11 protein-coding genes are annotated in these 14,415 nt (G+C 45.0%); all 11 read left to right on the forward strand.

Annotated features, from left to right (window positions below; all coding sequences use genetic code 11):
* The first annotated feature begins 35 nt into the window (after positions 1-35).
* The 11 genes from QFZ48_RS20835 (at position 36) to QFZ48_RS20885 (ending at position 14,404) form a co-directional block, all read left to right on the forward strand.
* Complete coding sequence (locus tag QFZ48_RS20835) at positions 36-1,037, forward strand: PorP/SprF family type IX secretion system membrane protein (protein ID WP_370907737.1); 1,002 nt, start codon at positions 36-38, stop codon at positions 1,035-1,037.
* A gap of 18 nt (positions 1,038-1,055) precedes the next feature.
* The gene (locus tag QFZ48_RS20840; protein WP_429050139.1) at positions 1,056-2,861 is read left to right on the forward strand and encodes an OmpA family protein; all 1,806 of its coding nucleotides are present in this window, start codon (positions 1,056-1,058) and stop codon (positions 2,859-2,861) included.
* Between the two features lie 223 nt (positions 2,862-3,084).
* Positions 3,085-4,056, forward strand: coding sequence for a peptidoglycan DD-metalloendopeptidase family protein (locus QFZ48_RS20845; RefSeq protein ID WP_429050137.1), 972 nt, complete (start codon positions 3,085-3,087; stop codon positions 4,054-4,056).
* Positions 4,057-4,074: 18 nt separating this feature from the next.
* The gene (locus QFZ48_RS20850) at positions 4,075-4,578 is read left to right on the forward strand and encodes a DinB family protein (RefSeq protein WP_429050135.1); all 504 of its coding nucleotides are present in this window, start codon (positions 4,075-4,077) and stop codon (positions 4,576-4,578) included.
* 126 nt (positions 4,579-4,704) lie between these two features.
* Positions 4,705-5,196 carry a hypothetical protein gene (locus QFZ48_RS20855; protein WP_429063420.1) on the forward strand — a complete coding sequence of 164 codons (492 nt, stop codon included), beginning with the start codon at positions 4,705-4,707 and terminating at the stop codon, positions 5,194-5,196.
* 455 nt (positions 5,197-5,651) lie between these two features.
* Positions 5,652-6,170, forward strand: coding sequence for a hypothetical protein (locus QFZ48_RS20860; protein WP_429063422.1), 519 nt, complete (start codon positions 5,652-5,654; stop codon positions 6,168-6,170).
* 167 nt (positions 6,171-6,337) lie between these two features.
* Positions 6,338-6,886, forward strand: a complete 549-nt coding sequence (locus QFZ48_RS20865) for an RNA polymerase sigma factor (protein WP_370907727.1) — start codon at positions 6,338-6,340, stop codon at positions 6,884-6,886.
* Positions 6,887-6,973: 87 nt separating this feature from the next.
* The gene (locus QFZ48_RS20870) at positions 6,974-7,966 is read left to right on the forward strand and encodes a FecR family protein (protein ID WP_429050128.1); all 993 of its coding nucleotides are present in this window, start codon (positions 6,974-6,976) and stop codon (positions 7,964-7,966) included.
* A gap of 27 nt (positions 7,967-7,993) precedes the next feature.
* Complete coding sequence (locus tag QFZ48_RS20875; protein WP_429063423.1) at positions 7,994-11,287, forward strand: outer membrane beta-barrel protein; 3,294 nt, start codon at positions 7,994-7,996, stop codon at positions 11,285-11,287.
* A gap of 188 nt (positions 11,288-11,475) precedes the next feature.
* Entirely contained in the window at positions 11,476-12,909 is a 1,434-nt protein-coding gene (locus QFZ48_RS20880; protein WP_429050124.1) for a hypothetical protein, read from the forward strand.
* A gap of 91 nt (positions 12,910-13,000) precedes the next feature.
* On the forward strand, positions 13,001-14,404 hold the full coding sequence (locus QFZ48_RS20885; RefSeq protein ID WP_429063424.1) for a hypothetical protein: 1,404 nt from the start codon (positions 13,001-13,003) through the stop codon (positions 14,402-14,404).
* Positions 14,405-14,415: the final 11 nt, after the last annotated feature.

Consider the following 14,415-nt stretch of genomic DNA (forward strand, 5'->3'; position numbering starts at 1 on the left):
GACAAAAATATTATCTGCTACAAAAAAAGTAAAAGATGCAAACAGTACTCAGAGCAGGAATAATGGTGATGCTGCTGGCGATAGGAATGCGTGGAGCAGCGCAACAGAACATACAGTTCAGCCAATACGTGTTCAACGGGTTAAGCGTTAACCCTGCCTATGCAGGCTATAAAGAAGACCTGTATGTGAATGCCGTATACCGCCATCAATGGGCCGGTTTCCCCGGCGCGCCCCGTACGGGCGGCGTGTCGATAGACGGGGTGACGCCGGCCAGTGATAACAAGGTGGGGCTGGGACTGCAGATGTTGTTTGATAAACTCGGTCCGCAGGATGCCTTGTCGCTTTACGGTTCTTACTCCTACCGGATTCCGCTGGATGATGAGGATACGCGCCGGCTTTGCTTCGGGCTGGGAGGAGGCGTTACCCAGTACTCTATCGACGGTTCGGCCCTGCAATACATCGATAACGATGATGCGGCCCTTCCGTTGGGAAAGAAAAGTGTATGGGTACCGGATGCCCGCTTCGGGGTTTATTATTACACACCGCGCTTTTATGCAGGCGCCTCCATCATGGACCTGTTTTCGCTCTATACCGATGCAACCCGCTACAGCTGGAAAGGAAACAACTATTCTACGATCCGCAAAACACAGCACCTGTATGTTACCACGGGTGCTATGTTTCCGCTGGGCGACAACCTCCAGCTGAAGCCTTCGATCCTGATCAAGGAAGATTTTAAAGGACCTACCAACGTAGACATTAATGCTTTCCTGCTGATTGGTGAAAAGCTGTGGACGGGCGTCTCTTATCGCACCGGTGTAGGCGTGTGGAACAAAACCAACCTGCAGAAGGACCTGAGTGAGCTGGACGCAGCCAGCGTGATGGTGGAATTCTACGCTACAGAAACGCTGCGCATCGGGTACTCCTACGACCTCAGTATTAATAAAATGGCAGGTTACCAGGGAGGATCGCATGAAATATCACTAGGCTTCTTAATTCCTTCGAAAAATTTCACTGTAAAGAATCCCAGGTATTTTTAACCATAGTTTACTACCCGTATGATACGTCGCACTATAATTACCATCCCGCTGTTTCTTATTGCCTTCAACCTGTACAGCCAGGAGCAGAAAAGCATGTCGCAAATGGCTGAAGCAGCCTATGCACGGCAGGAGTATGCAGAGGCAGGAGCGCTTTATAACAGGATTGCCCGCAGCAAGGGAAGTAAGATGCCGGTAGATCAGCTGATGAAGATGGCCCATAGCTACCAGGAGATCGGCTACTTTAAGGAAGCTTCGGATGTATACAAGGAAATCACGGAGCGGGCCGACCGGCCTTCGTCTGCCTATTTTGCATATGGCGAAGCGCTCCGGCAACTGGAGCAATATGATGCCGCAAAGCAGCAGTATGCGTTGTTCACCACCTCCAATGCAGATAGTCTTAAACTAAAAGAGATTGCACTGCAGGGTTGCGACAGCGCCGTTGTATGGCTTAAACAGGCAGCGCCTATACAGTTAAAGCCGGTGAAAGAGCTGAACACACAAGGCTCCGACCTGGTAACCGGCGTGGTACAGAAAGGTTTACTGCTGATGTCAAACGGGTACCGCTCTATGGCACTGAATAACGGGTCGCAGGCAAAACCTCCGATCGATAAACGCACGGAACAACCTTACTATAAAGCATACGTTTACCAGCAATATGCCGGTGGCAACCACGATATGTTCCTGGAGGAACTGGCGCCTGCGCTACTGGCCAAATACGATTATCATATTGGCCCGGTGTGTTTGAACACCACAGAAGACACGCTCTATGCCACCATCAACATACAGGGCAAAGGGGTTCCCGTTACCGGTAAAGGACTGGTAAATGGTGTTCGCCAGTTGCAGATCTATCAATCTGTAAAAAAGAATGGCAAATGGGAAGCACCGGTACTGATGCCCGGCATCAATGTAACAGGATATTCTTCCAGTCACGCGGTACTAAGCAGCGGCGGCGATATATTGTATTTTGTATCTGACCGCCCGGGCGGTCAAGGACAAACAGATATCTGGTACGCCGAAAAACAGGCAGACGGTTCCTGGGGCGCGCCGGTCAACTGTGGCAGCCAGATAAATACCGTGGCAGCAGAAACCTTCCCCACCGTTAACGAAGACGGCATTCTTTATTTCTCCAGCAGGGGATATGCAGGAATGGGTGGTTATGACATTTACCGCGTAAAAGGCGGCAAATCCAGCTGGGAAATACCGGAGAACATGAAAGTACCTTTCAACTCCGGCGCAGACGATTTAGGGCTTATTTTGAAACGTAACGGCTATGAAGGTTACCTGGCTTCGAACAAACCAGGCAGCATGGGTAAAGATGATATCTATTATTTCTCAGATGCCGAATACTTTACCAGGATCAACCGCAGGGAAAACCCGCCGGTGATAACAGATCATACGGCCCCTCCTGTGACTGGCGACCAGCCTGGTGGAGGAAAGAAAGGACATACGCCGGAAGAAGAAGAGGATAGAAAGAAGCTGGAAGAACTGAAGTTCTTCTATGATTATAACAGCGCCTCACTGCTCAGCGAATCCCGCAGGATCCTGGACCAGGTGGCGGCGGTGCTGAAACGTCACCCCGACTGGAAGATCGTAATTGCATCTTTTGCTGATAACCGCGGCTCTGACCAATATAACACTGATTTGTCGGCCTTACGTTGTTATGCGGTAATAGATTACCTCGTTAATAAAGGGATCGATTCCAAACGCCTCTACTACACCAATAACGGGGAGAACAATCCTGTGAACGGCTGTAAGGATGGTGTACCATGTAAGGAAGAAGACTATAAGCAGAACAGGCGCACCGAACTGCGGATCAAATGGTAGCACTTCGCTGAACTTATACCATACAAAAAAGCCTTCAAATCATTTCGGTTTGAAGGCTTTTTTCTTGCAGGTAATGGCTTTACACATTAAACTGCCGCAGGTGATGGTCGAAATGTTTACAGGCAAGAATACCAATTTCGTCAGGAATAAATATAAAAAGCCAAACGGTGGCTTAGTGTAATATTTTGACTACTTTCAGCAACTAATAGTGCAAACGCTGAAAATGAAACTACGATCCATCCTGACAATGCTGCTGTCCTTAACTTTTGGCGCCGCCTTTTCCCAAGCAGAAAGCCCGGGAAGCAGGTATATATCGGCAAAGTTTGAAAAGTATTACAACAACGGTCAGTTTGATAGCATTTTTGCTACATTTTCTGAACAAACAAAAAACGCTTTGCCGTTAGATAAGACAAAAGCATTTCTCACCAATTTGAAAAGCAATTATGGGAATATTATAAAGCGTACATTTTTGGAATACCAGTCTTCATTTGCCGTATACAAAACAGCGTTTGATAAAGGTGTCATTCTTCTTAACATTTCAGCCGACAAGGATAGCACTATCAACGGGTTATATGCAAAGCCATATGTGCCGGATACATTGCCGGTATTGCCGCGGAATATCACCGCCATGCACCTGCCTTTTAAAGGGGAATGGACGGTGTTCTGGGGCGGGGATACAAAAGAATTAAACTATCACGTAGCAGTTAAATTCCAGAAAAATGCATTTGATATTGTAATTAATAACCCGGAAGGGAAGAGTTTTAAAACCAATGGGAAAACAAATGAGGACTACTATGCATTTGGACAACCCATCATTGCGCCATGTGATGGAGAAGTAGTTTTAGCGGTAGATGGGGTTAAAGATAATGTGCCGGGAGAGCTAAATCCCATGTTTGTTTCAGGCAATACTGTTTTGCTGAAAACCAAAAACAAAGAGTATGTTTTCTTTGCACACTTTAAGCAGCATTCAATTAAGGTAAAACAAGGCGATGTAATAAAACAAGGGCAATTGATAGGACTATGCGGAAACTCAGGAAATTCCTCTGAACCTCATTTGCATTTTCACCTTCAGAATGTGGAGAACACCAACCAGGCAACCGGTATAAAATGCTATTTTGAAAAGTTCAACGTAAACGGCGTTGTAAAAACAGATTATTCACCCATTAAGGGTGATAAGATAAGCGAAACCAGGTAATCTATAAAAGTAGCTCTTATGGATTCTTCATTAAAAATAACATTGTGGCATCAGTTCGGAGCATCTATTGACATGCTCGAAAATGCGTTAACTTTTTGCCCGGATGAACTATGGGATACCCCTGCTAAGTTCTGGTATATCGGGTATCATACCTTGTTTTTCCTGGATTTTTATTTGTCTGATGAAACACCAATGGAAAAGGACTTTTTACCACCGGCGCCATTTACGTTATCTGAATTTGGCACCGGGATGCCGGAACGGGTGTATGATAAAACGGAGTTGCTGACATACCTCCGGTTTGGGCGTGAGAAGCTACGGGATCTGCTGACAAGGTTAACTGCTGAAGATATTTTGACGAAGCGGTTTGTTAGTGAGTACAAGGATTATAGTATATTGGAAATACTAATTTACAATATGCGCCATGTGCAGCACCATACCGCGCAACTGAACCTGTTATTGCGCCAGGAGGTGAAAGATGCACCGGATTGGGTATCCGCAACAAAAGCAGATTTAGCACTTTAAAGCAGCAGCGATTATAAATTAATATACCTGGCAATCAGGATGGTAAAATACTTGTTTCCAGGTATTGCCGGGGGTATTCAACCAGCATAACTTTGCGGTATTAATTAACCCAATACACGCAAAGAGATGAAAAGGACAACACGGATTTTTTTTAGTTTGTGCCTGGTAATGGTGGCAGGTTTGACATTTACAGGCTGCGGCGGTAAAGACGATCCTGCACCCGATAGTAAAAAAGCAACCTTTAAATTTACGGTTACAGTAGCAGGCGCTGATAATAAGGATCAGGTGGATGTTCGCGTATCCGCAGGGAATCATGATGCCAGCCAGTACGGATCACCTGTTTGGAAAATAAACGGGGTTACCCAGGGAAATGAAAATGTGATGATACTCGATATTGATAATTTTGTAGGAGGCGTAAAAACATATGTAGTTGAAACCGTTAAGCCGTTTAATTTTAGCGGATTAAGTGTAGGTGTCGTGAATAACGCCCAGGTTCCAGGCGCGGTAACGATCAGTTATAAGGCCGAAGTAGATGGCAAGGTGGAAACGAATGTGCAAAATGTGGCGACTGCTGCCAGTCAATCTTATAATAAAGAATATACTTACGTAGCAAAATAATTTTTCATTGCGGTTAACGTCAATAAATCCAGGGAACGCTTTACAGGGCGTTCCTTTTTTTTGTGACAAACCAGGGGGTTACTTCTCCGATACTTTTCAGATACTTAGGAGTCGTGTATATGTTATACTCCCCATATACTCCCCATATAGTCCCCCTGTACTCCCCCTATAGTCCCCATACTGTTCCGATACTGTTCCCATACTCTCACCATACTCTCATGATACACTCCCCATACATTCCCCATACACTATGACCGTTTCCGGGTCGCCCGATTCCGGCATAATCCGGCAAAAAGCGGCAAAAGCGGCATATTTGTTTTTTCCTGTTCCCTTCTGTGAATATTTTTGTGTTGTACTTCCTCGCGTAACTGATCCTTTGCAATTTTTCAGGTGTTGGATAACTTTTTTATATTTATAACAAGCAACAGGTTAATCAAAACTAAAAGAAATTAAACATGAAGCGGCATATTTTTATTATAATTTTTTTGATGGTAAGCCTGGTTTCCTGTAAATCGAAGAAGGCAACGGAATTCAGAGAAGCAATTGCTCAAAAGGAGAGGACTGCATTCCAGATTTTGGTAGGCAAAGGAGGGCCCGAGGAAGAGAAGTTGACATGCCTGGTAAATAACGACTTCAGTGGAGCCCTGCGTGCGGTAGATAAACAGGAACAGGCATTTGACAGTATCATCCGGGAGATAACCGCATTGCCGGCAGAAGGGATCAGCGAAGGAGCCGCATTAAAAACCGCTGCCATAAACTATTACATGTCCGTAAAAGATTTGCAGGTATTTGACCGCAGGATAATTGCAGCACAACAAGCCATGCACCAAACCAATGCAGACTCGATAGAGAATGCGCAGGACAAACTATTATTGCTGCAAAAAGAAAAACTGACGATGTCCGGGGTAAGGAATGAAAAAAGGACAGCGCTCCAGGAAGCCATCGGGAAATTCAATAAAGCGAACGATTTATAAGCGCCTGTAATCCAGGTGAAAAGGCCATTGTACCCAGGTGAACAGATTCATGAAAACCCGCACTGTGTCTGGAATATGGTCATTGTTAACATTATTTTAATATTACTTTCATTTCAACATAACCCCTCCGTACTATGTTTGCATACATCTTCTAAACACAGAAAAATGTGAGAACGTTTTCGGAAAAGACCCTAATCTCGCTGCTCAAAAACCAAAATATCCCTGCATTTAATGAGCTCTATTCTCGTTATTGTAAAGAGCTTTATGATGCCGCCTATAAAAGACTCCTTTCTAAAGATGATGTGCAAGACATTATCCAGGATATTTTTATTTCTATCTGGAACAATGCAGAAAACCTCGACGAAAACCTATCACTCCGGCCATATCTGTTCAAGTCGCTCAAGTACAAGGTGATAGACGCCATTTATAAGAACAAAAGTAATGCACACTTATCCTTAACTGATATCGGCGAAATTGATTTCATAAAGGAGAGCCATGATCCCCTGCTCGCCAAAGAACTTGAAACGTTCTTAAATAATGAGATCGATAATTTACCGGTGAAAATGAAACAGGTTTTCCTGCTGAGCAGGAAACATTACCTCCCCAATGATGAAATTGCCAAACAACTCTCTATATCTTCCCAAACTGTTAAAAACCAGATCTCTATGGCACTCAAAAGATTGAGGGAGTCGCTGGAAAATGCTAATATTCTCTGATCCGCACATTAAGGAATTGTTATCTCGCACCTGCCTTATGGTACTTCACCCCGTTTAAAGAGAAGTATATAGCATAAAGGCAAACTTGTGGATCTAAACGAAAAAAAAATCAGGGAGCTGCTAGGTCAGTATTTGAATGGTACACTATCGCCAGAGGAGAGCGAACAGGTAGAGGCCTGGTATTCATCTTATGATATCAGCCATCCTGCTTCACCAGCATTTTCTACTGAAAAGGAAGAGGAAGAAGCGCATCGGGCTATTTTAAAAGGTATTCATGGTAAAATAAAATCCCAGCCGCAAAGAACACCGGTAAGAAGGATGGGCAACATGATAAAAATAGCAGCGGCAGTAGGACTTGTTTTGATTTCAGCAGGAATCACTTTTTTCCTTAGCAAACCAGGTGGTAAACAACAACTGGCTGCTGTTATAGATTCGGCTGCCATGAATACGATTGAAGTGGCCGAAGGTAAAATGAAGCTGGTGGAGCTGTCGGACGGTACTAAAATATGGTTGAATGCAGCCACGAAATTCAGTTACCCGAAACAGTTTTCAGAGAAAACAAGAGAAGTTACCCTGCTGGAAGGTGAAGCTTTCTTTGATGTGGCGCATGAAACTAACCGGCCGTTTATTGTGCACAGCAAGGGCCTGAGCACACAGGTTCTGGGCACCTCTTTTAATATTGACGCCTATAATTTCTCTAAATGTGTGAGAATATCAGTGGCCACCGGTAAGGTTGGCGTGAACCGTGGCAAGGAAGTGATTGGATTTTTAACCCCTAACGAAGAGATTCAATATAAACTGCTGTTGAATAAATCTATCAAATCCACCAGCGATGGAAAAGCGGTAAGCTCCTGGCGGACAGGAATTATTGTGCTTGATTATGTTGACTTTGAGAGCCTTCAGGCCATTCTCTTTAATAACTATAACTACGTATTGAAAACAGGCAAACGGGATTTAAATCATCTTCATTTTTCGGCAACCATCAAAAAAACAGACCGTATTGAAGATGTGATGAAACTCCTGAGCTCCATCAATAAAACCAAGTTTTCTATTACCGACAAGACAATCGTAATGTATTAATAACCCGGTGTAATCCTGTTTAAACGAATGAAAATAACTGTAGCATCTTTAGAGCGATTTTTACGTATTTCCGTATTGTGTTTCCTTTACATTCTCAATGCCGGCATTCTGCTTGGCGCAGCGGATGTGAGGGCACAGAAACTTTCCGATACCAAACTGACGGTTAATTTTGAGCACCAGAAATTAACGACTGGCATTGAGAAACTGAAAGAATTAACCGGTTTATATTTTGCATATAATAAAGATCTTTTTAAAGAAACCCGCATTGCCCCCATGTCGTTCAGGGATACGCCGCTGGATGTAATATTGAACAGGATGCTGGAGAAAACAGATTTTTCTTACCAGGTTGTTAATAATAATATTCTTATCAGCTTAGATAATAATAAACGGAACCAACGGGCGGAACCAGGACGTGTATCGGGCAAGGTAACAGATGGGAAAACAGGTGAAGCCATTCCGGGTGTAACGATCATCGCTTCAGGAGGCTCCTCATACGGCAGTACAGATATCCAGGGAAACTATGTGCTGAAACTGCAGCCCGGACAATATAAGCTGGAGTTCAGGTACATCGGTTACCAGGCGAAGGTGATCACAGAGGTGATGGTAAAAGAAAATGGAACCACTTCTTTAGATATTGTTTTGCAACAAACCTCCCAGCGGCTGAAAGATGTGGTAATCACCAGCTCGTATCGCCGGGAATCGCAATCAGCATTGTATGCCCTTCAGAAAAGAAGTACGGCCATCACCGATGGGATTTCTGCAGAGCTGATACGCAGAACACCCGACAGGAATGCAGGAGATGCGATTAAGCGGGTAACAGGAGTAAGTGTGCTCGATGGGAAATATGCGGTGGTAAGGGGACTTGCAGACCGCTACAATTATACGCTGTTAAACGGAGGGCTGCTTCCCAGCACGGAGCCCGACAGGCGCACTTTCAGCCTGGACCTGATTCCTGCGCTGGCTGTGGAAAGCATTGTAGTAACAAAAACAGCGACCGCAGATTTGCCCGGTGAATTTGCCGGTGGCGTGGTACAGGTGAACACGAAAGATTTTCCGGATAAGGATTTTATTACACTGTCGCTCGGAACCGGCTTTTATGACGGGCAAACAGGGAAAGCATTTTTCAAAGACCGCAGCGGTAAGAATGACTGGATAGGCTTTGATGATGGTAAACGCGCGGTCCCGGATGAATTTAAAATGAAAGCCAGTGAGTTGGCCCAGCTCTATCCGGAAGAAAGGTTCCGGATCAGCAATGCGCTGAGCAAAGGCTGGGAGCCGGTAAGCAGCGGGAAAGCAGAGCCCATACAACAGGTACAGATTGGCTATGGCAAAACCTTTAACTTCAAAAATGATACGAAGTTTGGCATCGTAGCGTTGGCAAATTACCGCAAAGACCAAACCATTGACCAGGTGGAACGGTATGATCTTGCACGGTATAGTAAATACGAGGGCACTGCCGGCCCGGGAGACACGGTGAAGTTTATGCGGTCCTATTTTAATGAAGAAGCCTACCGGTACCTGGTAAATACGGGAGCTTTGTTGAACATCACCTACCAGTTTGGAAAGAACAAGATAGGCATTAAAAGCATGTTTAACCAGGACTTTGAAACAGTAACCACCATCAAAAATGGGGAGAAAACATTGGGAGAAGGGATTGGCGATATCGTAAACAGCAGGGTAGTGGATATGCACCCTACGCAAAAAACCTTGCTGGGTGCGCAACTCCAGGGTGAGCATCGGTTAGGGATAGAAGCACCGGTTACATTTACCTGGAATGTTTCTTATAACAAAATCAGGAAGTATGAGCCCAACCAGGTGCGGTTAGGTTATGTAAACCTGTACCGCGCAGATACGGTGAGATATAAAGACCAGGATTACTTTGTACCGGAGTTCGGTTCTGTTGAAAATTCAAGTAAACTATATTCCGATTTAAAGGAAGATGCTTATAATATCAATTTTGCGGTATCCACTCCTTTTAAAGTGGCAGGCCAGCCACAGATTGTCAAAGCAGGCGCTTTTACACAATTTCGGAAGAGAGAGTATATCACTTATAATCTTGGGTATTTTGATGCCGCCCGCGGGTTAACTACCGGCAATGATACAGGAGGTTTCCCAAGTGATTCGGCCATTAACTTCGGCCAGCCAATAGATAAGATACTCAGTCCTGAAAACTTCAGGCCCGGTGGGTTAGTGGCAGTAAATTATGAGCTGCCTGCGAATCAATACACCGGCGGGGCTAATCTGGCATCGGCTTTTGTAAACGTGGAGAGTCAGCTGCTCGACAATCTTAAACTGATCTATGGTGCAAGAGTGGAGTTTTATGCCATGAGCCTGAGCACCAACAAGGAGCTAAACCGCAAATTGCCCGGAAGCGGTGGAACAGGAGATGACCAGGCGCCTATAGATTATATCCGTTATAATACAGATGTACTACCCTCGGCAACGATCATTTACAGCCCGGTTACATCAATGAACGTGCGGGCGGCCTATTCAAAAACACTGACAAGGCCCGAGTTCAGGGAAATAAGCCCCTATAATTACTTTGATTTTGTAAGCGGGTATATGACCATTGGTAATCCGGAGCTTAACCGGGGAACGATTCAGAATCTCGATTTCCGGGTAGAATGGTTTCCTTCCGCCGCTGAAATTATTTCGGCATCTATCTTCAAAAAGAATTTGCATGATCCGGTGGAACTTACCACGCAGGCAACAACATCCACAACGAGGTTTGTACGCACGTACAGGAATGTGGATGAGGCATTGGTATGGGGACTTGAATTTGAGCTGCGTAAAAGCCTCTATTTTGGAACCGGCCCTGAATGGCTCCGTAACATTATCATCTTTGGTAATTATTCCCGGATACATTCCAAAATAATGGGAGAAACCGCAGGCTCCGGATTGGAGGTTACACAGAAATTGCGGGAAAGGCCATTAATGGGGCAGTCGCCTTATCTGCTCAATGCAGGGTTGCTTGTTAACGCATTTAAAAATACTTTCAGCTTTTCAGCAGCAATTAATCGTACCGGCCGGCGCATTGTTGTTGTTGGAACTACCGCTGAAGACAGGTCTGAAATCGGGGCCTATCCTGATATATATGAAAACCCTCGTAACCAGCTGGATGTACAACTTTCGCAAAAGCTATTGAAACAACGACTGGAACTCAGGTTGAATGCAGCCAATTTGCTGAACGACAGGTACATACAATACCAGGATTTTGATTTGAACGGCAAGTATTCAGGGAACACTTTTGACGGAACAACTTTTTCAAGGAAATCATTCAGTAATTACACATTCACAATTTCTTACAATTTTAAAAAGTAGCACGGAGAAAGAAAACGGTTTTTTGATGTGTGCGCGCACAAGCTGGTAAAACCGTAATTGATTTTTGTACTGCAAACAACGGCAATTGCTAAACACAGTTGCTGGTGGGCATGCCTTGTCTTAACCCTTGTAAAGGCGCTGATGTCCATTTTATGAAACCCACTTTATCATTAAAAATTTCAACAAAAATGAAAACGATCAGTAAACTGTTAACTATCGCAGCCCTGACGGCATCTTTTGCAGCGTGCAAAAAAGACGGAAACATTGAACGTGACGTAGTATCCGGCCCAGATCCCAACGTTGACACCATTAAAGGAAATGTTGTAGGTACTGTAAATTTACTCGCAACCAAAACTTACATTTTAAAAGGCCTGGTAACCGTAAAGAGCGGAGCGATCCTGAATATTCCAGCCGGAACAACCATCAAAGGTTATGATGTAGCTGGAGAAAAAGGCGTACTGTTAGTAGCCAAAGGCGGTAAATTAAACGCAAACGGTACATTGAACAACCCGGTTATTTTTACCTCTATTAAAGCTACTCCTACCAACGGCGATTGGGGTGGTATCATTATTCTCGGCCAGGCGCCAACCAATAAACCAGCTACAACTTTCATCGAAGGTATTCCTAACACATCAGATGCCCAGTACGGTGGTACAACGCCTGCAGATAACAGCGGTACTATCACTTACACACGTATTGAGTATGCTGGTGGTGTTTTCCAGGGTGCACTCGGAAATAACAATGAAGTAAATGGTCTGACTTTAGGCGGCGTTGGTTCCGGTACTGTGATTAATCACGTACAGGTAAGCTATAGCGGCGATGATTCCTTTGAGTTCTTTGGTGGTACAGTAAACCCTACCCACCTGATCTCTTATCGTGCAATTGATGATGACTTTGATTTTGATTTCGGTTACAGTGGCAGATTACAGTTCCTGGTTGCTTTGCGCGATCCTGAAGTTAATGACCAGTCTAAGTCTAATGGTATCGAATGTGATAACGACAATACCGGCGTAGCTACTAACGTACCACGCACACATCCGATCATTTCTAACTTAACCGTACTGGGTAACAACGGTGTGGCTGATTCTAACCCGGATTTCCCTGTAACTTCAGCCACTGGTGTTGACGGATCATTCCAGGCTGGTGCGCATTTCCGCAGAAATACCGGCTTGTCTGTACGTAACTCCATTTTCCTGGGCTTCCCGGCTGCTGGTTTACTGGTTGACGGAAACGTTACTGCAGATTCCCTGACTAACGGTGCGTCAGAATTCAGGAAGAACTTCGTTCATTCCAATACTTCAGGAAAAGCCTTTGCAGTTGCTTCAGGAACTACTTCCTACACAGATGCAACTTTAAAGACCTTCCTGACAAACGCTACCAATGCAAATGTTGAACTGGCTGCTGCGAGCGGCGCCGGCCTGGTTAATCCGTTTAACCTGAGCAGCGTTAACTCCACTCAGTTCTTCCTCACTTCCGGTGCTGCTCCTGCTACAGGTGCTGATTTCACCGGTGCATTCTCAACTGGATTCAGTTCAGTTGCTTACCGTGGTGCATTCCCTGTTTCAGGTGGTGCAAACTGGGCGACTGTAAGATCAGGTTCTCTCGGATGGACAAGATTCTAAGCAATTTTCAGAACATTTAATGATGGTGAGATTGGCATATCATGCCAGTCTCACCTTTGTAATATACCACCGTCAAAATAATATAAGCCAAATGAACAGAAACTATTGCCTGCCGATGATGCTCAGTGCCTTTCTATCCATTTGTTTGTTGTCATGTAAGAAGGATGATAATAAGTTAGAAACCCAAAAGCCAGTCGTGGCCCTGCCGGAAAAAATCGACGCAAACCGCACCCTGAAAAGCGATACCATTTACACCTTTGCGGTATCCGTGAATGTAACAAATAATGCCGTGCTCACTATTGAGCCGGGCACCGTTATTAAAAGCAGGAGCGTAGCAGCTGGCGCCGGAAGATCCGGTTATATTGCTATCGAAAGAGGTTCGAAAATTATGGCCGAAGGCACTGCGGAGAAGCCGATCGTATTTACTTCCGGCACACCTTCCGGGTTCCAGCAACACGGTGATTGGGGTGGACTGTATATTTTTGGCAAAGCACCTGTCAGCGCTTATGATGAGAATACCGGTGGGGCCGGTACAGAAATGACCCTGACCGGGTTAGGCGCGCTTTTACCTTCCGGCGGGGGAAATGATCCCAGGGATAATTCCGGTGTGCTCAGGTATGTGCGCATCGAATTTGCAGGAGTGGGATCTGCCGAATCATACGGACTGGCCTGTGTTGGCGTAGGGTCAGGCACCACCATTGAAAATGTGCAAACCAGCTATACACAAACTTCAGGGTTTGGCTTCTTCGGTGGAACCGTGAATGCAAAGCACCTGGTGGCATTTAATAACCGGCTGGCAGGATTTGTTTATTCAAACGGCTATACCGGCATGCAGCAGTTTATAGTGAGCTATAAACATCCTTATTTTGCTGCCCCCGGACCTTTTATCAGCACCTGCGATGCATTATTGGTACTGAACGATACCAAGGGGTACCCGGTAGCGCCGGATACACGCCCGGTATTGTCAAACGTTACCGCTGTTGGCCCGTATAACAATCCTGGTTACAATAGCGCTTTACCCTGGAACGCCGCCTTAAATGTAAGTTATAGCGGGGCGTTTGTTTTGAGAAATTCTATTTTGATGGGAATGCCAAAAGGCGGGATTAAATTCAGCGACGATATCGCCGCACAGCGGTTAATGGACGGCACCTCCGAATTTTCCACCAACCTGGTGCATAGTAATATTTCAGCAGATGCTTTTACCGTAGATCCCGGGGCTGTTTACTCAATAGATGCAGCCGGCGTTACTGATTACGCGGTAAATCATCATAACAAAATGTACGTTAAACCGGAAGAAATCGGTCTTACCAACCCGTTCAAATTTGCGCTGCCTGAACTATTGCCCACCACCGGTGCGGCAGCTCTGACAGGCGCTGATTTCAGCGGGGAGCCTTTCCAGGGATTTTTTAAGAAAGTAAATTATATAGGCGCTTTCGGAACTGAAAACTGGATGCAAAACTGGACAGATTTTTATCCTTTTACCATTAAATATTAAGGCAATCAACA

Origin of the sequence: Chitinophaga sp. W2I13 (assembly GCF_050434005.1) — a bacterium.
In the GTDB taxonomy this organism is placed as follows: domain Bacteria; phylum Bacteroidota; class Bacteroidia; order Chitinophagales; family Chitinophagaceae; genus Chitinophaga.